Below are 20,916 nucleotides of genomic sequence, written 5' to 3'. Positions count from 1 at the left end.
CGATCGCTCCCGTTCATCCCTGGCGACAATTCCTGACTGTATAAAATACGACGAACATGTTCCCATACCGCACGGGATCGCGTTTACACCTGTCCGTCTGGAAGATCACTCAATGACAGCCGCCGAGATGATGTCCGGCCCCGATGCATCGGCTCTCCCAGCTATCGCAGTGGACTCGAGTACCCGCGAGCTCTCAACAGTTCGTCTCCACGTGGTTACCGGTGGTGACGAGTCGGGACCGCTGGTCGTCTTGCTTCACGGTTTTCCCGAGTTCTGGTACGGCTGGCGACACCAGCTCGAGCCGCTGATCGAGGCCGGCTACCGCGTCGTGGTGCCGGACCAGCGCGGCTACAACCGCAGCGAGACGCCCGAGGGTGTCGGCGCGTACCGACTCCGATACCTGGCGCGGGATATCGTCGACCTGATCGACGCGGCAGGCCGCGAGCGCGCACACGTCGTCGGCCACGACTGGGGCGGCATCGTCGCGTGGGATCTCGCCACCCGCTATCCCGAGGTGGTCGACCGGCTGGCGGTCATCAACGCACCGCATCCGGCGGTGTTTCAGCGGGTGTTGCGGTCCTCGCTCGAACAACAGGCGCGTAGCTGGTACGCTTCCCTGTTCCAACTCCCCTGGCTTCCCGAACGACTGCTCGGGGCGAACGGGTACGAGCGTCTCGAGCGCGCGCTGACGGAGACTGCGCCGGCTGGGACGTTTTCAGCGTCCGAGCGGGCGCTGTACCGTCGCGCCTGGCGACAGCCAGGTGTCCTCACCGGAATGCTCAACTGGTACCGGGCGAGCGGCCGGTACCCGCCGGTCAGGCTCGGATCCTCGATCCCCGCAGCCGACGACGACCAACTCGAGACGCCCACGCTTCTCATCTGGGGCGACGAGGATGTTGCGCTGACGACTGACCTTGCCCACAGAAGCATCACACAGTGTGCCCGAAGCCGGTTCGTGCAGGTCTCGGGAGCGAGCCACTGGGTGCAACACGAGCGGCCAGCGCTGGTTGCCGAGGAGTTGGTAGCGCACTGTTCGTCGTGAGGCGGTGTTTGCGGTTCTCGGGAGTGCAATCTGCACGGTGGCTGGTGGCTGCGACCGTCTTGGGTCTGGTGCCCTCTCCGGTGAACTTCGCCGTCTCGACCGGCCAGCTCAGTCATTCCCACGTGGTAGGAATGTGACGGTGCCTATTGGTTGTCCAGCCCCAACACTCGAGTGAACGATTGCCATGGCGCAGGCGACCCTCACTATCACGCTGCCCGACCACGTCTGGATTCAGCAGGTATCGACGGCGAACCCGGACGCGACCTTTCGGGTGCTCGCCGCGGTTCCCGGAGCAGACACCGGCTTCGCGCTCGTCCAGATCACCGGGTCGAACGTCGAGCAGGTACTCGAGACGATGACCGACCACCCCCAGCTCACGGAGGTGACGCTCACACAGCGAAGCGACGGGGAAGCGACGGTGCATTTCGAGACGACGAAACCGCTATTGCTGTTCTCCTCGCGGAATTCCGGTATGCCGATCGAGTTGCCGGTGACGATTCAGGACGGACGCGCGACGGTCGAGGTAACTGGTTCGCGCGAGCGACTGGGTGAACTCGCAGCGCAGTTCGAACGGCTTGGACTGCAGTATCGCATCGAGACTGTCACCGAGCAGCTTCACGACAGCCAACTCCTCTCGGATCGCCAGTTCGAGGTGCTCACTGCTGCCGTCGAGCAGGGATACTACGATACGCCGCGCCGAAGTTCGCTGACCGAACTCGCCGAGCATCTGGGAATTGCAAAATCGACGTGCAGCGAAACGCTTCACCGTGCGGAGGAGGCGATTATCAAGCAATTCCTCGACCGCGTGCCTGATACCGATCCCGAGTCTCCACTCGAGGACCAACTCGTTCAGAGCTGAGCTAGCAACCTACTTATACTAGCGAACTTGTTCGCACCCATTCCCACGGTGTGGAAATCGACTGTGTCTTTCTTCGATTGGTAGCGGTGAGTGCGCTCTAGAGGAACCGCAAATGAACGTATTCAAGTGGGTGCCGTTGCGTACTCACGTTGTGACTGGAACCGCATGTCAAGAGGTGTTCTAACGCGATGAGTACGGAAGACGAATCGTTCCATCCACTCGGCCAAGAGTGGGAGAATGAACTCGAGACGATGCTCGACGATACCGAGTACGACAGCGACCTCGGGATGCAGATGGCCGAAGACGCCATGCGCGTCACGAAGGGCGAACTCTCCGAAGCCGACTTCCACGAGAAGTATCACGACGACGTGATGGAGGAGTTCGGCGTCGACGACCGCCCGACCGAGGAGGCCTACGAAGAGGCCCAAAAGAACGCTGGCGGCTTCGCCGAGATGCTAAAGAGTGTCGACAGCGACGGCGAAGAGAGTCGCCGCGGCATGATGAAGAAGATGGGTGCCGGTGCAGCCTTCGTCGGTCTCGGTGCCTTCGGTGCCTCGGAAGGTGGCAGCGAGAGCGAGCCGAACGTCGCCGCCGCCCAGGAGGGCGACGACACTGAGCAGGACGTTCAGTGGGGTATGGCGATCGACCTCGAGCGCTGTGACGGCTGTCTCTCCTGTGTCGAGGCCTGTGCAGAGGAGAACAATCTGGACCGCGGTGTCAACTGGATGTATGTCCTCGACTACGAGGACAACGGCGTCGACACGAGTCGCAACCGACTCGTTCGACCGTGCCAGCACTGTACCGACGCACCGTGTGAGAAGGTCTGTCCGACGACCGCGCGTCACACGCGTGACAACGACGGCCTCGTCCTGACCGACTACGACGTCTGTATCGGCTGCCGATACTGCCAGGTTGCCTGTCCGTACGGTGTCAACTACTTCCAGTGGGACGAACCCGACATCACCACGGAAGACATCGAGGCACAGGCACAGGAAGAAATGGGCGACCACGATCACGATAGCGATGTCCCACACGACCACATGTCCGACGAACGTGGTCGCTGGGTCGACAGTCGCGCACCGCGTGGCGTCATGAGCAAGTGTACGATGTGCCCAACCCGTCAGGATGGCGGCATGGGCGAGGACGCTGTCGGAACGACCGCCTGTGAGGACGCCTGTCCGCCGGACGCGATCCAGTTCGGCAACATGTTCGACGACAACAGCGACCCACAGACCTACGCCGACAACCCGGCCCGTGGTCGCGCACTCTCCGACATCGACATGAGCGTCCCCTCGGCGGACGCACTCGAGGACGACCTCGACGGCGCGGACGACGACCTCGAGTCCGTTCTGGAGGCGTCCGAAGACCTCGACGAGGAGGACCTCCGGATCATGAAGGCGATCGAGATCGTCACCGACGACTTCGGTGAGGGCGACGACAGCCACACCGAATACGAGCAGAACATCGTCGAGGCCTTCGATGCGCTCGAAGCACACGGCCTCGACCTCGACAGCGAGGAAGTCCTCGTTGGACTCGACCTCGCCGACGAACCGGACGAGGACGAGGAGTTCGACGGTCCAGACGAGAGCGCGGCACAGACCGTTCTCGTGAACGAAGCCGGCGAGCCGTCGTCGAACTTCCAACTGCTCCAGGACATGGGTACCAACCCGAACATCATCTACCTGGGCAACGAGCCAGGTCCGCAGGCAGAGCAGGTTGATGGGCCAGTTGCCTACGAAGACGTGGAAGCTGACCTCGCAGACGGTAGCTCCGTGCCGCTCGCAGACAACCGCAAGGAGGTCCTCGACGAGATGACGGTCGGTGACGCTGGGGTGTCCTTATGAGCACCAAGACGCCGTCTGAGGACGACATCCTGCGGCCGATGCACACGTTCACGAAGAAGTACGTCCTCCTGTTCGCCATCGCGGCGCTGGCACTCGGTGCCTTCCTCGTCGGCTGGATGTACCAGCTGCAGCAGGGGATGGCCGTTACCGGCCTCTCCGACTGGGGTAGCGGTGGCGGTGTCACCTGGGGACTGTACATCGGCGCGTTCATCTGGTGGGTCGGGATCGCTCACGGCGGGATTATCCTCTCCGCTGCGGTCCGACTGCTCGGCATGGATCGATACATGCCGGTTGCCCGCCTCGCAGAGATGTTGACGCTCGCTGGCCTCTCTGCAGCAGGGTTTTACATCATGGTGCACATGGGCCGTCCGGACCGCATGGTCACGAGCATCATCGGTCACTACCACATCACGGTCAACAACTCGCCACTGGTGTGGGACGTTACTGTCATTACGGCCTACTTCGTGCTGACGGCGACGTATCTCGGGCTCACGCTCCGATACGACATCGCACGCCTACGCGATGACCTGCCGTCGTTCGCGCCCAACGTGGGTGGAAAACAGCTGCCTGACCTTCTCGCACCGGTCTACAACGTGCTGACCCTCGGCTACACCAAGGCCGAAGACAAGGTCATCGACCGGATGGTCTGGTGGGTCGCACTCGCGATCATTATCATGGCACCACTGCTGCTTCACGGCGGTGTCATTCCATGGCTGTTCGCCGTCCTGCCAAACTACCCTGGCTGGTTCGGTGGCATTCAGGGACCACAGTTCCTGACGATCGCACTCACGTCGGCAATCAGTGGCGTGATCCTCCTGTCCTACGCGTTCCGCCGCGCGTACGACTGGGACCACATCATCACTGACGACATCTTCCGTGGGTTGCTCCTGTGGCTCGGATTCTTCTGCCTGCTGTTCCTCTGGCTGCAGCTCCAGCAGCTCGCCACGGGCAGTTTCCACCCAACGACGGACCACGCAGACGCAACTGCGTCGAAGTTCTCGCACCCAATGTACGTCGGCCCGATGCTGATGGTGCTCGGCGTGCTGGTGTACATCTTCGCACAGACGATCCGTCCATCGCTGTTCAGCAAGGGCCGTGCGATCGCTGCTGGCCTGCTCGTGCTGACCGCGACGCTGGTCGAGAAGACGTACTTCGTCCTCTCTGGCTTCTGGTACCCGTCGTTCAGCATCTACGATGGTTCTCCAGGAGAGTACTTCCCGAGCGCGATCGAACTGCTGTCACTCGTCGGAACGGTCGGCATGGTGGTACTGTTCTTCCTCGTGCTGTCGAAGCTCGTTCCCGTGGTCGAGCTCCACGCGGTCGAACACCTTCGTGGTGACCACGGTCACGGCCACGAACACGACCACGAATCGGTAGACGAAAGTGCAGAGCAGCCGGAGGTTGAAGCATGATCCCAGCGCTTACCACCGCGCTCTCGTTCATCCTCTATCACGGCTACGACGGCACCGAGGGTGTGACGGGCTTCCCGAACATCGGGACCTACCTCATCTTCGGGGTCATCCTCGTTCCCGTCTACGTGATGGTCGCTGCCTGGTTCCTCGGACAGCCCCGCGATAGCAAGACCGGCCTGCTCGGCGTCTCCTACCTCGTCGGGATTACGGCCCAGATGTGGATCGGGATGTTCATCCTGACCGTCATCATCGGCGTCGTCTTCTACGGCGGCCTGCCGGAACCACTCGCGGCACCCGGTCCGTAACGGTACGGTCCGAGAACCCGATCACCGCTGGTCACTCACTGACCGGCGATCCGTCCGCGGCACTTTCTTGACACCATCGAGCGACACACCGACACGCAACACAGAGCGGAAACGCCGTCTCTCTGGCGTTTCGCGCTTGCGGTTCCACACAGCTTCTGACCGACTGGTCGATACGGATGCCCTGTTAACGCAACCTCACATGTCTTACTGCGAGTTACCGTCAGGGGTGAACCATCACACGTATCCCGCTTCGCAACCCTACGACTAGGTAACACACAGACTCAGTATGAGCATCACAGAACACGAACTCAAGATTAAGCTCGAAGGGATCGAGGACCCGGACATCGGCGAGGACATCATCTCGCTCGGACTCGTCAACGACGTCACCATCGAGGACGAAACCGCTCGTATCTCACTCGCGTTCAACACGCCATACGCACCCTCCGAAATGGAGCTTGGCAACCGGATTCGAGAGGTCTGTGACGACGTAGGACTCGAGGCCGACCTGCGCGCCCACGCCGGCGCGGAACACGGCTTCGACGACGAGGTCCTGCCCCGCGTTCGTAACGTCATCGCCGTCGCCTCCGGGAAAGGTGGTGTCGGGAAGACCACGGTCGCAGCGAACCTCGCGGCTGGACTCGAAAAACGAGGCGCGATGGTCGGGCTGCTCGACGCCGACATTCACGGGCCGAACATCCCGAAGATTCTGCCGGTCGAGAGCGAACCCGGCGTGACGCCGAGCGAGGACATCGTTCCGCCGCGATCCGACGGTGTCCGCGTCATCAGTATGGGCTTCATGATGGAAGAGGAGGACGACCCGGCGATTCTCCGCGGCCCGATGGTCAACAAGTTCATGCTGAAATTCTTAGAGGGCGTCGAGTGGGGACGGCTGGACTACCTCATCGTCGACCTGCCGCCAGGCACCGGTGACGCGACGCTGAATCTGCTGCAGTCGATGCCGGTGACGGGCTCTGTCGTCGTTACGACGCCACAGGAGATGGCACTCGAGGACACCCGGAAGGGCATCCAGATGTTCAACAAGCACGACACGCCGGTGCTGGGCGTCGTCGAGAACATGAGTTCGTTCGTCTGTCCAAGCTGTGGCGACCAGCACGGCCTGTTCGGCACCGATGGCGCAGAATCCATCGTCGACAAGTACGACGTGCCGATGATTGGCCAGATCCCAATCCACCCTGACTTCGGTGCAGAGGGAAGTGAGGGTGCACTCGTCAAGGACGACGACAGCCCGGTACAGGAGGCCGTCGAGGAGGTCGTCGCCAACATCGCAGACCGGATCGGCGAAACGAACCGCCGAACTGTCGACGCGAACACGTCGGATGATCCGGCCGACAAGCTGCCGACGGAACTCGAGGACTGACGCACCGGTGCACTGGCACACTGGCGCACTCGCACACTGACACGCTACCGCCGCCAGCAGCGTACAGTTGCCGTCTCGTTTTATCTACTCGCAGTACAAATTCGCCACCGGACAGCAATGGCTCCGACATCACTCGATCGCTACGACGACGCACTGGCAGCGCTCGATCCAGACGAGGGGGAACTCGAGTCCACCGAACTCGTCGTCACCGACGACGTGCTGGTGAAGGCCTTCGCGCTCGGCCCCAGTGCAGAACTCGAGGCGCACGAACACGGTGATAGTACGAACGTCTTCCACGTTCTCGAGGGGACGGTAACGGTGATTCAGGACGACGAGCACGAACAGATCGACGCGCCCGGTACTGTGCTCCACGAGCGCGGTGTCGCTCACGGAGCGAAAAACGAGACCGACGAGACGGTGGTCTTTACGGCGAGTTTGTGTCCGCTGCCGTCCTGAGTGGGCAGTGGCTACTCGTCTTCGAGCAGCGAGTCCACGTACTTCGTCACGTGATCGTCTATCCGGCGCTTGTAGCCCGCCTGGCGGGCCAGCCGGTCGAGTTCGCGCGCGACGAGACTGCCGTACTGCACTGCTTTTTTGTCTCGCATCGCGACTTCCTCCGGCAGGTGCTCGGCTGCCACCTGCCGGAAGCCGCGCTTTCGCGTCTCCTCGTCGGCGAGCAGGTCGTCGGGTAGCCGAAGCGCCGCGCTGACAACGTCGTCGTGTAACAGCGGCGCGACCGGCTCAAGGCCGGCAGCTTCGATAGCACGCACGTCCCGTGGGAGCTGTTCGGAGAGGCTTCGAATCTGCTCGCGGACGGCTCCACGGGTCGTCTCGGCCTCGACGCGGTGGTCGAGTCGGACTACTTTCTCGTAGCCGCCGAACAGTTCGTCCGCCCCCTGTCCTACGGCGAGCGCGTCGAACCCGTCGGCGGCAACGCGTTCGCCGACCAGATACAGCGGCAGCGCGATCTGAATATCCATCGCGTTCGTGCGCCCGGTCGCGCGCGCGATTTCGGGAACGGCGCGCTCGAGATCGGCCGGCTCGAGTTCGACGACAGTTAGCTCGCGCCCCATCGCGGCTGCGGCGCTGCGGGCTGCCTCGACATCGTGGCTATCCGGGAAGCCGACGACGTACAGCGGTGCGTCGAGCAGTTCGGCGACGAGCGCGGAGTCGACGCCGCCCGAAAAGGCGACCGCGATATCCGCGTCCGTTGCAGCGGCTTCAGTTGTCGCCGTGTCGATGGCGGACTCGAGTACGGCTCGCGCTGCATCAGCGTCCTCGATCGGCTCGGGGTCGGGAACGGTCCAGTGCTGTTGCGGTGCACTGTCATCAGGGGTGGCGACGGCACCCGCAGGAAACGCAACAGGGTCGGCGAGTTCCTCGGGAGTGTACGCCCACGCGTCGGTCGGGTGCTGATCACGCTCGACGAACAGCGGCACGCGACCCAGTACGTCGCGAACGAGGTGGTCCCGGCCGTCGATGTCGACGACGCCAGCGAAGCCGGTCGTGCCGGGCAGTGGCTCGCCGGACTCGAGTGCGGTGCGGACTGTGTCGGGGGTAGTTCCGCGGAGTGGGGGCGTTCGACGCGAAGGCGAAGATGAGGCAGACGACGGTGTGGGAGTCATTGAAACAGCCCCAGAACGCCGTTTCGGACCCGCCGCGAGACGCCGCCGGCGGCCTGGCGGAAGCTGATGTGCCAGGGTGTTCGTTTGCCTTCGACAGTAGTTCGACCCTCTCGAATCGCCTGCAGGATGGCGTCGGCGGAGCGTTCGTCGGCGTCGACACGGGTGACGGCCTGGCCGACCATCTCGCTGATGTGGGCGTCGCTGCCCGCGGTCATCGGGAGATTTCGAGATTCGGCGTACCGTTCGGCCTGGCGGTTGGCGCGGCCGGTCAGCAGCCGTGAATTGTAGACCTCGATGGCGTCGCCCATCGCCAACTGTTCGCGCGTAATGCGGGCCATAACGCCGTGTCGAGACTCCTGGAAGGGGTGGGGGATTACGGCGAGACCGCCCTGTGAGCGGATCTCCTCGAGTGTGGTTTCGTAGGAAAGGCCCGGCGGGACGGCTTCCTCGAGTCCGAAGCCGAGGATGTGGCCGGCTTTGCTCGAGATTTCCATGGCGGGGATGCCGACCAGTCCGTAGTCGGGCGCACGCTCGGCGGCCTCGAGACTCGCGTCGATCTCGTCGTGGTCTGTCACGGCGATTGCGTCGAGTCCGACGGCGTCGGCCTGCTCTAAGATGAGTTCGACCGGGTCACGGCCGTCGTACGACAGCGCCGAGTGGGCGTGGAGTTCGACCGACAGCACGCCTCTGTGTTCACGGCGATTGATCAAAAGCGCCTCGGTCCGCGGGCTGTCACGGTTACGACGACAGTTGCTGATAATGTGCATGAACGTGGATATAGAAACCCATTTACCACCGCACTTTCATCACCTAGGTGAATGAGCCTTGCCGATTCGGATCACGAACTCGTCGTCGAGGAACTGGGTCGAGAGCCGACCCCGGCGGAGGCGGCGCTGTTCGAGAACCTCTGGAGCGAACACTGTGCGTACCGCTCCTCGAGACCGTTGCTGTCGGCGTTCGAGAGCGAAGGTGACCAGGTCGTCATCGGTCCGGGCGACGACGCGGCGGTCGTCGCGTTGCCCGAGAGCGAAGATGAAGACGAAGATGAGGGCGGGAACGAGGGCGCTGACACGGAGGGAGACGACACACAGACGTACATCACGATGGGCATCGAGAGTCACAACCATCCCTCCTACGTCGACCCGTTCGACGGCGCTGCGACCGGCGTCGGCGGCATCGTCCGGGACACCCTCTCGATGGGTGCCTACCCCATCGCGCTCGCGGACTCGCTGTACTTCGGCGAGTTCGACCGCGAACACTCGAAGTACCTCTTCGAGGGCGTCGTCGAAGGAATCAGTCACTACGGCAACTGTATCGGCGTCCCGACGGTCGCTGGCAGCGTCGACTTCCACGCCGACTACGAGGGCAACCCGCTGGTGAACGTCGCCTGCGTCGGCCTGACGAACGAGGAGCGACTCGTCACCGCCGAAGCCCAGGAGCCCGGCAACAAACTCGTGCTCGTCGGCAACGCGACCGGCCGCGACGGTCTCGGTGGCGCAAGCTTCGCCAGCGAGGACCTGGCCGAGGACGCCGAAACCGAAGACCGACCCGCCGTCCAGGTTGGCGACCCCTACGCCGAGAAACTCCTCATCGAGGCCAACGAGCAACTCGTCGACGACGGCCTGATCGAGTCCGCGCGTGACCTCGGGGCGGCCGGCCTCGGCGGTGCCTCCAGCGAACTCGTCGCCAAGGGCGGCCTCGGCGCACACATCGAACTCGAACGTGTCCACCAACGCGAGCCGAATATGTCGGCACTCGAGATCCTGCTCGCTGAATCCCAGGAGCGGATGTGTTACGAGGTCGACCCCGAAAACGTCGACCGCGTCGCGGAAATCGCAGCCCGCTTCGACCTCGGCTGTTCGGTCATCGGCGAGGTGACGGAGGGGAACTACGTCTGCACCTTCGAGGGGAGCGAGGCGCGGAGCGCCTCGGATGACTCGAGCGGCGACGATGGGGAGCCGCGAGAGCGCGAGACCGTCGTTGACGTCGACGCATACTTCCTGGGTGAGGGTGCGCCGATGAACGATCTCCCGAGCGAAGAGCCTGCAGAACCTGACACGGACCTGCCGGACGCCGATCTCACCGAGGCCTTCGACGCCGTCGTCTCCAGTCCGAACACGGCCTCCAAACGCTGGGTCTACCGCCAGTACGACCACGAAGTCGGCGTGCGGACGAGCGTCGGGCCGGGCGACGACGCAGCTATCATTGCTGTTCGAGAAGCCAACACCGGACTCGCCATCTCCTCCGGCGCAGCCCCACACTGGACGACCACCGCACCGTACGACGGTGCGCGCGCGATTGCACTCGAGAACGCGACGAATATCGCGGCCAAGGGCGCGACGCCCCTCGCCGCGGTCGACTGCCTCAACGGCGGCAACCCGGAGAAACCGGACGTCTACGGCGGCTTCACTGGAATCGTCGACGGCCTCGCAGACATGTGCGAGACGCTCTCGACGCCCGTCGTCGGCGGCAACGTCTCGCTGTACAACGACTCCGTTGCCGGCCCGATCCCGCCGACGCCGACGCTCGCGATGGTCGGCACGAAAGACGGATACGACGCGCCGCCGCTCGAGGTCCAGCCAACAGCGGAGGGCGAAAGCGAACTCCTCCTCGTCGGCGACCTCGCACTCGAGTCCGACGCGTTCTCGCTCGGCGGGTCGGAGTACCTCGCGCAATTCGACGGCAGCGACCAGTTCCCTGCGCTCCCGTCGGACGAGCAGGCAGCTGATCTGGTTGGCACGCTCGCGTCTGTCGCAGACGACGAGGCGACGCTCGCGGTGCACGACGTGAGCCACGGCGGACTCGTGGTCGCACTCGCAGAGATGATCACCGACGATGCGGGTCTCGACATCTCGCTTCCCGACGTGAGCGATCCCGCGGGTGCGCTGTTCCACGAACAGCCCGGCCGCGCAGTGATTCAGACCGAATCGCCTGCGGCTGTCCGCGACGCGTTCGACACCGTTGCGCCGGTCGTCTCCCTCGGCGCGGCGACTGCCAACGGCACCCTCTCGCTGACCGTCGACGACGAGACGATCACCGCCGACGCAACCGAGATTCGCGATCTGCGTTCGACGATCGAGGACGAACTCGAGTAAGTCGACACGTAGCGCAGTGGATTATTTCTATCGGACAGGATCGCCGAGGACCGCCCTGCTCTGAATCTGGTCCCGGTATGTTGATATATTCTCAGTTCAACTGCCATGACAACCCTGTCGTTCCCCAACGACACACCGGAGGATCTCGCTTCATGGCTACTGACACCCCGACCGTCCTGATCGTTGAGGATGAACCCGATCTTGCGAATCTCTACACCGTCTGGCTCGGCGACGAGTACGACACTCGAACGGCCTCGAACGGCTCTGAAGCACTCGAACTGATCGATGACTCGGTCGATGTCGTCCTGCTCGATCGGCGGATGCCCGAACTCTCGGGTGACACCGTACTCGAGACGATCGGTGAGCGCGAAGTAGAGTGTCGTGTCGCGATGGTGACTGCGGTCGAGCCGGATTTCGACATCGTCAGCATGGGGTTCGACGATTATCTTGTTAAGCCGGTGTCAAAGGACGAGTTACTGCAGGCGGTCGAGCGACTCGAGGTGCGTGCGACGTACGACGAGGAGCTCCAGGAGTTGTTTACACTTGCGGAGAAGAAGGCGCTGCTCGATACCGAGAAGACGCCGAAACAGCTCGCTGATAGCGAGGCGTACGAGCGACTCGAAGCACAACTGGCGGGGTCACGGGTGGAGCTGTCGACGGTGGTTGCGGATGCGATTGAGGCGAACAAGGCGGACGAGACGAACACACCGAACAGCGACAAGAGCAAATAACTCCTCCTTCTCCCCGTGTTCGCTCACCTACAACGGCTCGAGTGTCGTCACATCTCGAACCTCGATCCGGGTTCCGTTCGCCGCTGACTCGACCGACAGCGTCCAGTCGTGTGCATCAGCAATCGCGCGAACGAGTGCGAGACCGAGTCCGTCGACCGTCTCGGAGTCGTCGCCGTCGGCGTCAGCGTCGAACACGCGATCCGCTGGCTCGACCGGTGCTGACGCCGCAGTGTCTACGAGGGCAAACCCGCGCGGGCGCTCGTTGGAGTCGCTTCCAATCACAGCCTGTGGCTGTTCCGGTGTCGGTTGATCGTCCGCTGAAACGCCGAGGAGTTCGATGCGAACGGTGGTGTGATCACCGCCACTACCATCACTGCCGCCACCAGTCCCACCACTACCATCACCACCACTGTCACCACTGTCACCAGCAACTGCTCTCTCCTCATCGAGTCGGGCAGCAATATCGTCGAACGCCGTCTCCAGCAGTCGGGTGAAGCGCTCGGCGTCCGCCCGGAGGACGGCCGACTCCTCGAGTGTCACTGCATCCGCGTCGAGTCGCGACGCGGTTGCTGCCGTGTGGATCGCCTGTTCGAGGAGGATACGGTTTCGCGTGCCGACGGCTGTGGCGTTCCGGGCGAACTCTCTCACGTCGTCGACGAGTCGTTCCGTACGGTCGAGCATCGTTTCGACGGAGTCCTCGGCGAGTGGGAACTGCCAGGCGTCGTCAGTGCTGGCGCCGCCCGTGTTGTGTTGGGTTCCGCTTCCGACACCAGCCCCCGCGCGCTCGTCCTCGAGCGCCTCGGAGACGGCGTCGAGTTGGCGCTTCAGATCTCTCGAAAGCACGTCTGCAATGCCCTCGAGACGCTCGGTTTGGCGTTCGAGATCGGTTGTTCGCTCACGCAGGAGTTGCTCGCGGTCGGCGCGGTCGAGCGCCGCACGAGTGTTCTCGACCAGTGTCGAGAGCAGTTCGACATCGGTTTCGTCGAACTGGTTCGGTTGTAGCGAGCCTGTCATCAGGACGCCGTGGGTACCGATCGGCGCAATGATTTCGGACTGCAGCGGCGTCTCGTCGTTGTACAGCCCGTCGACATCGCTGAGATCGTCGAAGCGCTCGACCTCACCAGATTCGAATACGTCCCAGACGAGCCCCTCCGGCGGGTTGAACCGCGGCAGCCCGCCGAACTCCTCGTAGGCGCCTGCCGTCCCCGCAACGGGATCGAGATACCCCTGTTCCTCATCGAGCAGCCAGATCCCACTGATTGGAAGATCGAGCAGGTCGCTGCCGGCGTGGACCGCAATCGAACAGACCTCCTCGGGATCGTCGGACTCGAGTAGCCAGCGCGTGACCTCGTGGAGCGAGGCGGCGACGCGTTCGTACTCGTACTGGTCGGTGACGTCACGGACGATGCCGGCGACGGTTGCGTTGTTGTCCTCGATGGGGACGAAACGGAACTCGCCCATCCGGTCCGTTCCGCGGGCGTCGGTGAACGGGACCTCAACGTGGCGCGTGTCGGCGGTGCCGATGTCGACGTCGGTGATCGCGCGGCCGATCTCGACGGTGTCTTCGTCGTCGATCGCAGCCAGTTCGGTGACGATTTCGACGTGTTCGTCGATTAGTTCCTCGCGATTGACACCGAGGAACGACTCCATGGCTTCGTTGACCGAGACGATTTCGCGGTTTCGGTTGAGCGTGATGACAGCATCGGAGATCGCCTCGACGACGGCGGCGTGCTGTGCGAGCACGCGTTCCTGTTGCTTGCGCTCGGTGACGTCGCGCATGTACACCGAGAGGCCGGTTTCGGAGGGGTAGGCCGTCGCCTCGAACCACGTTTCGAGGCGCGCGTGGTAGATGTCGAACGAAACGGAAACCTGCTTCTCCATTGCCCGGTGAAAGCCGTCGGGAAACTGCGTTTCGACGGTTTGTGGAAACTCGTCCCACATGACACGGCCGATAAGGTCGGCCCGAGAGCGTTCGAGCAACGTCTCTGCACGGTCGTTGAGGTACGTAAACCGAAAGTCCGTATCGAGCGCGAAAAAGGCGTCCGTGATCCGGTCGACGACCGGAACGGAGCGAAGCGTCACGACCGCTCACCCGATCCGTTCAGCCAGCCCGAGCCAGCTGTCCAGTTCCACCACCACCATGATTCCCTTCCCGGAGAATCGACACTCGTGCGACCCATTCCCAACTACTCTAGGGGTACTTATCGAAGCCCATATTTCAGTGTCGCGGCCGAGGCCAATACGTGTTGGATCATGCTACTGACGATCAACGGACAGTGAGACGGTTGTTCCGACTCCGTCCGAAACCGCTCGGTCGAAGATCGTCTCTGCACTCGCAGCATCGAGTACTGCCGAACCCACACTTTTCATAACGATGCGCTCGTCGTCGTGCTGTCGACCAGTCTCGCCTGCAAGGACGGCTCCAAACGGCTCGATCTCCCGGTCCGAGTGGTCACGCAAATCGCCCGTCTCCGCCGCTTCCTCCGGTACGTCGCCGATGATCCGATCCGCACTCTCGACCGTCTCGTCGTCCAACTCCCGCATCTCCGGTGTGTACGCTCCGACGGCGATCACGAGCGTCCCCGACCCGAGTTCCTCGCCCGGGAACACCGGCTCCGTGCTCGTCGTCCCCGTCACGACCACCGACGCGTCCGACACCGCCTCGCGCGGGGTCGAACCCGGCTCCGCGGGAACGCCCAACTCTTCCTCGAGGTCGTTCGCACAGGCGACCCGCGACTCGCTCGGCGAGTAGACGCGGATGGACTCGAGTGCGTCGCCCGTCGCGGCAGCAATGGCACGGGTCTGCCAGCGGGCCTGCGTGCCGGCACCGATGACGCCAAGGTCGATAGGGCCGTCAGCAGCGAGTTCACGGGCGGCGAGACCGCCAATGCAGCCGGTGCGGGCGCTGGTGATTCGGTTGGCGGAGAGGTAGCCCACGGGTTGGCCGGTTTCGGCATCGGTCAGCGAGAGCTGTGCGGTGACCGTCGGCAGGTCGCGCTCGGCGTTGTCCTCGCAGACGGCGACGAGTTTCGTCGCGGCGTAGTTCGCGCCGTGGATGTAGGCGGGCATGCAGAGTCCCGTTCCAGTCGGCTCCTCGGGTGCGTCGGAGTCGAGGCCGGTGCCGATCGGGTAGTGCGGGCGGTCGGGTCGTTCGACCGCGCCGGCGTGTTGCTTTTCGAACGCTTCGGCGACGACCGGCAGGAGGTCGTCGATCTCGAGGACCGACGCCACGTCGTCGGCAGAGAGAACGCGAACCATGGTATACCGGTGCATTGTTCGGTGACTACTTCAGTGTATGTCGGACGGACTTACCCCGTCGCTCCACGCGTTCGCCGGGTCATCCGGAATAGAAGCGCGTTTCACCAATGCCGTGGTACATTCACGCATGAAAATCGTCATCGTCGGCGGTGGCATTATCGGCACCGCGACCGCCGCGCGACTCGGCCGGTCGGACCACGATGTCACGCTCATCGAGCGCGGCGAGATCGGTACCGAAACGACGGCTGCCTCAGCGGGAATGGTCATGCGCGCGGCGGTCGAGCCGACGCCGTTCGACGTGCGGCTTCGGAACCGCGCCTGGGAGGCCTACCAGCGACTCTTCGAAGAGAGTGCCCTCGAGGCTGAACGGATTGGAACGCTCTACCTCGCCGAAACGCCAGCCTACGCCGAGCGCCTCGAGCGCTCCGCGGCGACGCTCGCCGAACACGGTGTCGATGCTACGTTTCGAGCGCCCGACGAACTCGCCGAGTACGGTATCGACCCCACGGAGTTCGACGGCGCGACGGCTTTCGACGACGGCCGAGACCCAGGCAGGTTCGTCGGTGGACTGCACACCACCGCGGACCTGCGGTGCAACCCGGCCGCCGTGTCCTCCTGGTTCGCAGACTGTGCCCGAGATTCTGGCGTCGACGTTCGAACCGGTGTCGAGGTCACTGCTATTCGAACACGAAACGGGGCTGTTCGTGCTGTCGAGACCCACACCGGCCGGATCGAGGCCGACACCGTCATCAACGCCGCCGGCCCCTGGGCACCACAGCTGAACAACACAGTCGGCGTCTCCCTCCCACTCGCTCACACCGTCGGCCCGATGGCCGAACTCGAATCCCGCGCCGCCGCGTCCCACCACGCAGACGACCGAACAAACTCTACCTCCGCAGCCACCCCGTTCACCATCCTCGAGTCAAAGCGCTACGTTAGACCCGGCGCTGCAAACGGCTCGAAAGCACCGCGCCGCGCCGTCGTTGGCGAGTTCAACACCGGGTACACTGAGGGGACTGTACTCGAGTTAGACGAGCGCGACCTCCCTGGTTCGTTCCGGAGCGACGCACCGAGTGTCGCCAGCCTCGTGTCGGGGTTCGACAATGCGACGATCACCGAGGAGTGGGTCGGCTACCGGACGGTGACGCCGGACGGCCGACCGATCGTCGGCGAGACGGACGTGTCGGGGTTCGTCGTTGCCTGCGGCCTGACGGGACTCGGGATTACGCTCGCACCGGCGGTGGCCGACCTCGTCGCCGACGCGGTTGCGGGCGGGTTGGATAGCGAGCATCGAGAGCGGGTGGGGCCAGAACGGTTCTGATCGGACTCGCTGGCGACCCACTCGCTGTAGTGCCAGCCACCCGAGCGAATCCTTATTCGTCGTGGTGTGTTTGGACACCACATGAATGTCGTCGTCATCGGCGGTGGGATCGTCGGCCTCGCGAGCGCCTACGAACTGGCGGAACGCGGCGCTGACGTGACTGTTTGCGAGAAGGGATCGATCGGCTCCGGGAGCACGGAGCGCGCCGCGGGGGGTATCCGCGCGCAGTTCTCGACACCGATCAACGTCGAACTCTCACGCGAGAGCATGCGTGTCTGGGACGAGTTCGACGAGCGCTTCGGGACGGATATCGACTACCGGAAGAACGGCTACCTCTTTCTCGCACGCAACGAGGAGACCGCAGCCGCCTTCGAGGACACCGTTGCGATGCAAAACGACTGCGGCGTGCCGAGCGAGATTCTGGACCCTGAGGAGGCACGGGAGCACTGCCCGGGTATCGACGCCGACAAATTCGTTGCCGCGACCTACTCGTCAACCGATGGGTTCGCCGACCCGCATCTCGCGCTGCAGGCATACTCGCAGGCCGCTGCAGAGGCGGGCGCTGACGTGCGAACGAAGACGCCCGTCGTCGACGTGCTCCGTGACAATTCGGGCGGCGAACCGCGCGTAACGGGCGTCGAAACGCCCGACGAACGGCTTGAGGCTGATACCGTCGTCAACGCCGCTGGCCCGTGGGCGCGGGAGGCCGCTGCGATGGCGAACGTCGTCTTGCCAATTACGCCGAAACGTCGCCAGATCGCCATCGCCGAACCGGAGACACCAGTTCCAGAAACGGACCCACTCACCATCGACCTTGACCGTGGCTCGTACTTCCGTCCCGAGCGCAACGGCGACGCGCTCGTCGGCGGTCACTTCGCCGAGACGGACCCTGCCCGCGACCCCGACGGCTACACCCGCTCGATGGACTTCGAGTGGGCGATCGACGCCCTCGAGGCCGCGGCAGACTGGACCAGCTACTTCGGCCCAGAATCCGCGATCAAGCGCGGCTGGGCCGGCCTGTACGCCGTTACGCCCGACGACAACGCGATCGTCGAGGAGACGATTCCGGGCTTCATTACAGCCGCTGGCTTCTCGGGGCACGGCTTCCAGCACGCGCCCGCACTCGGCCAGCTGGTCGCCGAACTGACCCTCGACGGCGAGCCCTCGCTGCTCGAGATCGAGGCGCTCTCGAGTACCCGCTTCGATTCCGATGACGACGATGGTGGAGCGGCCGCCGAGCGAACGGAACGGAACGTGGTCTGAGCGGGCGTCTCCTCACGGGGGCGTTCAGCTAGCAATCCGACACAACAGATGATACATGACCGACTGCATCCTCTACATTGCCACCAGCGTTGACGGCTACATCGCGACCGACGACGGTAGCGTCTCGTGGCTCGAGGAGATCGCGGACGCGGGAGCCGATGGGTCTACAGATGACCCCACGGCCACAGAAAATACCGAACCCACAAACGGCGGCTACGATGCGTTCTTCGCAAGCGTCGACTGCCTCGTGATGGGCTCGACGACGTACGAGCAGGTACTCGATTTCGGCGCGTGGCCCTACGAAGATCGGCTGACGTACGTCCTCACCAGCCGCGAGTTGCCGCTCGCGACTGACGCCGTGGAACTGGTGGACGACGACCCAGCCGCACTTGTCGAACGACTGAAGCGGCACCACGACCGCATCTGGCTCGTCGGCGGTGCGACCATCGCACAGTCACTGTTGCGCGCGAACGCCGTCGACGAACTCCGGCTGACGCTGGCTCCAATACTACTCGGGAGCGGCATCTCTCTATTCGGAGACAGTGAGGCCGGGACTCGTCACGCACTCGAGTTACTCGAGACGACGCCGCGCGAAACCGGGCTGGTCGAACTTCGGTATCGAATCGGCGCGACCGGCGAGCGGTGAGTCATCGGTATCGCTGGGGTAGGGACTCGGCGTTTGCCGCTCTCAGAAGTGGTCGCCGAAGTATACGTCGGTCTCTGGAAAGAGTTGGTCGACTTCCGAAACGATCTCGTCTGCCGCCTCGAGTCGATTCGTCCGCGCAAGTGTGGGGGCACTACGAGCACCGACGACGAGCTGGGAGAGTGCGGCAATGTCGAGGCGAACGTCGGCGGTAGAATCGCGCGTACCGCCTGCGTCCCGAACACGCTCACACGCAGCGCTTCCGTCCCGAACCGAGAGTTCGAACGTCCCTTCGTTCCAGTCGGCGAGCGGATCCGTCACCGCCAGCGAGCGCGTCGTCTCCACACCCTTCGGATAGGAGAGCGCCGAGAGCGTCTCCGCAATATCGACCACCCGAACCATCGGTCCGTTCTCGATCGTCGTCTCGACGTCGTCCGGCGCGTGAACCGTCTCCCGGAACGGCGCTTCGGGGGGTAACTCGAGTACCACCTCCTCGACCTGCGAGGCGTGGCGGTGACAGAACGCGAGCAGTGCGAGGAAGGCGTCGTGATCCTCGCCCACCAGTTCGGAGACGACCATCGTCCGCTCGCCGAGTTCGCTGTCGCCGTGGCTGTCGAAGCCGTAGACGAGATAGCCAACCGTGTCGCCGTCGCGCTCTGCGGCGTAGACGTACGGGTCCACATCGTGGCCTTCGAAAACCCGATGACGCCACCACCACTCGCCGCGCTCGATTGCGAGCGCGTACCGCTCGGCGTGGGTTTCGTAGACCGACTGGAGTCGCGCGAACGCGTCGGACTCGAGTGGCTGGTACGAGTAGTCGGCGCTGCTCGCGTCGACGGCCGCGCTCGCGAACGAGAGCAGGTCAGGGTCGAACGCGTGGCGGGCGAGTTGGTTGCTCGTGTCCCAGCCGTAGGTGTTGTAGAAGCCGTAGGAGAAGGGCCACAGGACGGAGAACCGACAGCCGCGCTCGCGGTATTCTTCGAGCGAGTGAGCGAGGAGGTCGCTGACGTAGCCCTGCCGGCGGAATTCGGGCGGCGTCGCGACGGAGGCGAGGCCGGCGGTCGGATGGGTGTCCCCGCGGACGTGTGTTTCGAGCCAGTAGTGGCGGCAGATGCTCCGCGGGTTTGTGTCTGTGTTGTTGCCGTCCTCGGCCCCGATGTCGTCCTCGCGTTCGTCTGGGTCGTGCTCGTAGATGGCGCGGCGGCCACCGCGACGATCCCGCGGCGTCTCGTGTTCGTCCGGGTCGTACGGTTCGATGCCTGAGGAAGGCCCGAACGCGTACTGCCGGAACTCGTGAAAGGCTTCGCCGTCGCGAAGCGGGCGATAGTGGACCATACGGAGGGAAGTCGAGCGACCGAGATGAACGTTCGTGGTTCGGTCCGCGAGTAATTGATAACGGAAGAATATTTCACTGACGCAGACAAGAACTAGTATGGCCTTTATCGAAGCCGTCTGTTTCGATCTGGATGGGACGCTCTGCTTTCGCGATGATGAACTGTTCCACGAAGCCGTCTTCGACCGCGTGGACATCGACCCGTTCTTCGGACCTCAGGCAGTGAACGCTGTCGACCCCGCCGACCTCCCACCTGCTGAGTCGATCACGGAGTTCTGGGAATACATCTACCGTGCGGCCGCAACCACTGCTGGCGGTGATCCTGCACACGCGCCGCAACTCGCAGAAGCAACCGTCTCAGTACTCGAAACCGAGCCGCCAGTACGCTTCAGAACCGGTGCACAGGAAGCACTTCGGGTCGCTCGCGAACGAGGTCCGATCGGGCTGATTACACAGGGAAGCGTAGAGATGCAGACGGCGAAGCTTGAGGTTCTGGGACTCACCGACACGTTCGACGCGACCGTCTTTTGTGGATCAGCAACGACTATTCCGGGAAAGCCTTCCCCCGAGCCGTTCGAGCGAGCGCTAGAGGTTCTCGGAACGCGTCCGGCCGAGACCGTCTACGTCGGGAACGATCTGCAAAAAGACGTTGGTGGTGCATGTGCAGCATCTTGGCAGTCGGTCTGGGTTCCCGAACCGGGAGTCGAGACTCCCGCTGAGCCACAGCCCGAACCGACCGCTCAGCTTGCATCGATGGCCGATCTTCCAGCAGTGCTTGCGTAGATCGGGAACACGACAACGTGTCGT

At 63.7% G+C, this 20,916-nt stretch carries 18 protein-coding genes; 13 read left to right on the top strand and 5 right to left on the bottom strand.

The window, feature by feature from the left end; all coding sequences use genetic code 11:
* Positions 1-112: 112 nt before the first annotated feature.
* From C483_RS18700 to C483_RS18670, 7 genes are all read left to right on the top strand, one after another.
* Positions 113-1,042 carry an alpha/beta fold hydrolase gene (locus C483_RS18700; RefSeq protein ID WP_006654930.1) on the top strand — a complete coding sequence of 310 codons (930 nt, stop codon included), beginning with the start codon at positions 113-115 and terminating at the stop codon, positions 1,040-1,042.
* A 184-nt stretch (positions 1,043-1,226) separates the two neighbouring features.
* On the top strand, positions 1,227-1,901 hold the full coding sequence (locus C483_RS18695) for a helix-turn-helix domain-containing protein (RefSeq protein WP_006654929.1): 675 nt from the start codon (positions 1,227-1,229) through the stop codon (positions 1,899-1,901).
* Between the two features lie 188 nt (positions 1,902-2,089).
* Positions 2,090-3,745: a 4Fe-4S ferredoxin N-terminal domain-containing protein gene (locus C483_RS18690; protein ID WP_006654928.1), complete on the top strand. Its 1,656-nt coding sequence runs from the start codon at positions 2,090-2,092 to the stop codon at positions 3,743-3,745.
* Complete coding sequence (nrfD, locus tag C483_RS18685) at positions 3,742-5,157, top strand: NrfD/PsrC family molybdoenzyme membrane anchor subunit (RefSeq protein WP_006654927.1); 1,416 nt, start codon at positions 3,742-3,744, stop codon at positions 5,155-5,157. The genes C483_RS18690 and nrfD overlap by 4 nt, the downstream gene beginning before the upstream one ends.
* Positions 5,154-5,462: a hypothetical protein gene (locus tag C483_RS18680; RefSeq protein WP_006654926.1), complete on the top strand. Its 309-nt coding sequence runs from the start codon at positions 5,154-5,156 to the stop codon at positions 5,460-5,462. The genes nrfD and C483_RS18680 overlap by 4 nt, the downstream gene beginning before the upstream one ends.
* Before the next feature lie 286 nt (positions 5,463-5,748).
* A complete protein-coding gene (locus C483_RS18675) occupies positions 5,749-6,840 on the top strand; it encodes an Mrp/NBP35 family ATP-binding protein (protein ID WP_006654925.1) in 1,092 nt (363 codons plus the stop codon).
* A gap of 117 nt (positions 6,841-6,957) precedes the next feature.
* Positions 6,958-7,296 carry a cupin domain-containing protein gene (locus C483_RS18670; RefSeq protein WP_006654924.1) on the top strand — a complete coding sequence of 113 codons (339 nt, stop codon included), beginning with the start codon at positions 6,958-6,960 and terminating at the stop codon, positions 7,294-7,296.
* Between the two features lie 11 nt (positions 7,297-7,307).
* On the opposite strand, the gene C483_RS18665 is transcribed toward C483_RS18670, so the two are convergent.
* Entirely contained in the window at positions 7,308-8,465 is a 1,158-nt protein-coding gene (locus C483_RS18665) for an asparagine synthase C-terminal domain-containing protein (RefSeq protein ID WP_006654923.1), read from the bottom strand.
* Positions 8,462-9,148 carry a PHP domain-containing protein gene (locus C483_RS18660; RefSeq protein WP_006654922.1) on the bottom strand — a complete coding sequence of 229 codons (687 nt, stop codon included), beginning with the start codon at positions 9,146-9,148 and terminating at the stop codon, positions 8,462-8,464. Before C483_RS18660 ends, C483_RS18665 begins: the two co-directional genes overlap by 4 nt.
* A gap of 135 nt (positions 9,149-9,283) precedes the next feature.
* Between C483_RS18660 and purL the strand changes: the two genes are divergently transcribed.
* Complete coding sequence (gene purL, locus C483_RS18655; protein ID WP_006654921.1) at positions 9,284-11,560, top strand: phosphoribosylformylglycinamidine synthase subunit PurL; 2,277 nt, start codon at positions 9,284-9,286, stop codon at positions 11,558-11,560.
* 152 nt (positions 11,561-11,712) lie between these two features.
* A complete protein-coding gene (locus tag C483_RS18650; protein WP_006654920.1) occupies positions 11,713-12,291 on the top strand; it encodes a response regulator in 579 nt (192 codons plus the stop codon).
* Positions 12,292-12,318: 27 nt separating this feature from the next.
* Here C483_RS18650 and C483_RS18645 read toward each other — a convergent pair whose 3' ends face one another.
* Entirely contained in the window at positions 12,319-14,373 is a 2,055-nt protein-coding gene (locus tag C483_RS18645; RefSeq protein ID WP_006654919.1) for a sensor histidine kinase, read from the bottom strand.
* A 174-nt stretch (positions 14,374-14,547) separates the two neighbouring features.
* A complete protein-coding gene (locus C483_RS18640) occupies positions 14,548-15,549 on the bottom strand; it encodes an ornithine cyclodeaminase family protein (protein WP_006654918.1) in 1,002 nt (333 codons plus the stop codon).
* Between the two features lie 127 nt (positions 15,550-15,676).
* On the opposite strand from C483_RS18640, the gene C483_RS18635 reads away from it, so the two are divergent.
* From C483_RS18635 to C483_RS18625, 3 genes are all read left to right on the top strand, one after another.
* The gene (locus C483_RS18635) at positions 15,677-16,870 is read left to right on the top strand and encodes an NAD(P)/FAD-dependent oxidoreductase (protein WP_006654917.1); all 1,194 of its coding nucleotides are present in this window, start codon (positions 15,677-15,679) and stop codon (positions 16,868-16,870) included.
* An 81-nt stretch (positions 16,871-16,951) separates the two neighbouring features.
* Positions 16,952-18,133, top strand: coding sequence for an NAD(P)/FAD-dependent oxidoreductase (locus C483_RS18630; protein WP_006654916.1), 1,182 nt, complete (start codon positions 16,952-16,954; stop codon positions 18,131-18,133).
* Between the two features lie 55 nt (positions 18,134-18,188).
* Entirely contained in the window at positions 18,189-18,779 is a 591-nt protein-coding gene (locus C483_RS18625) for a dihydrofolate reductase family protein (RefSeq protein WP_006654915.1), read from the top strand.
* Positions 18,780-18,821: 42 nt separating this feature from the next.
* Here the strand turns inward: C483_RS18625 and C483_RS18620 are convergent, their stop codons facing one another.
* Positions 18,822-20,111, bottom strand: a complete 1,290-nt coding sequence (locus C483_RS18620; protein WP_006654914.1) for a GNAT family N-acetyltransferase — start codon at positions 20,109-20,111, stop codon at positions 18,822-18,824.
* Positions 20,112-20,208: 97 nt separating this feature from the next.
* Here C483_RS18620 and C483_RS18615 point away from each other — a divergent pair, with 97 nt between their 5' ends.
* Positions 20,209-20,892 carry an HAD family hydrolase gene (locus C483_RS18615; RefSeq protein WP_006654913.1) on the top strand — a complete coding sequence of 228 codons (684 nt, stop codon included), beginning with the start codon at positions 20,209-20,211 and terminating at the stop codon, positions 20,890-20,892.
* Positions 20,893-20,916: the final 24 nt, after the last annotated feature.

This window comes from Natrialba hulunbeirensis JCM 10989 (assembly GCF_000337575.1).
Lineage (GTDB): Archaea > Halobacteriota > Halobacteria > Halobacteriales > Natrialbaceae > Natrialba > Natrialba hulunbeirensis.
This window is presented reverse-complemented; position numbering and strand designations above follow the sequence as displayed.

Excerpts from the sequence above, each read along its gene's own strand:
- C483_RS18650 (WP_006654920.1), top strand. The coding sequence starts at position 11,713 with ATGGCTACTGACACCCCGACCGTCCTGATCGTTGAGGATGAACCCGAT.
- C483_RS18615 (WP_006654913.1), top strand. The coding sequence starts at position 20,209 with ATGGCCTTTATCGAAGCCGTCTGTTTCGATCTGGATGGGACGCTCTGC.
- C483_RS18635 (WP_006654917.1), top strand. The coding sequence starts at position 15,677 with ATGAAAATCGTCATCGTCGGCGGTGGCATTATCGGCACCGCGACCGCC.
- C483_RS18700 (WP_006654930.1), top strand. The coding sequence starts at position 113 with ATGACAGCCGCCGAGATGATGTCCGGCCCCGATGCATCGGCTCTCCCA.
- C483_RS18640 (WP_006654918.1), bottom strand. The coding sequence starts at position 15,549 with ATGGTTCGCGTTCTCTCTGCCGACGACGTGGCGTCGGTCCTCGAGATC.
- C483_RS18675 (WP_006654925.1), top strand. The coding sequence starts at position 5,749 with ATGAGCATCACAGAACACGAACTCAAGATTAAGCTCGAAGGGATCGAG.
- C483_RS18665 (WP_006654923.1), bottom strand. The coding sequence starts at position 8,465 with ATGACTCCCACACCGTCGTCTGCCTCATCTTCGCCTTCGCGTCGAACG.
- C483_RS18620 (WP_006654914.1), bottom strand. The coding sequence starts at position 20,111 with ATGGTCCACTATCGCCCGCTTCGCGACGGCGAAGCCTTTCACGAGTTC.
- purL (WP_006654921.1), top strand. The coding sequence starts at position 9,284 with ATGAGCCTTGCCGATTCGGATCACGAACTCGTCGTCGAGGAACTGGGT.
- C483_RS18680 (WP_006654926.1), top strand. The coding sequence starts at position 5,154 with ATGATCCCAGCGCTTACCACCGCGCTCTCGTTCATCCTCTATCACGGC.
- C483_RS18630 (WP_006654916.1), top strand. The coding sequence starts at position 16,952 with ATGAATGTCGTCGTCATCGGCGGTGGGATCGTCGGCCTCGCGAGCGCC.
- C483_RS18625 (WP_006654915.1), top strand. The coding sequence starts at position 18,189 with ATGACCGACTGCATCCTCTACATTGCCACCAGCGTTGACGGCTACATC.
- C483_RS18670 (WP_006654924.1), top strand. The coding sequence starts at position 6,958 with ATGGCTCCGACATCACTCGATCGCTACGACGACGCACTGGCAGCGCTC.
- nrfD (WP_006654927.1), top strand. The coding sequence starts at position 3,742 with ATGAGCACCAAGACGCCGTCTGAGGACGACATCCTGCGGCCGATGCAC.
- C483_RS18695 (WP_006654929.1), top strand. The coding sequence starts at position 1,227 with ATGGCGCAGGCGACCCTCACTATCACGCTGCCCGACCACGTCTGGATT.
- C483_RS18690 (WP_006654928.1), top strand. The coding sequence starts at position 2,090 with ATGAGTACGGAAGACGAATCGTTCCATCCACTCGGCCAAGAGTGGGAG.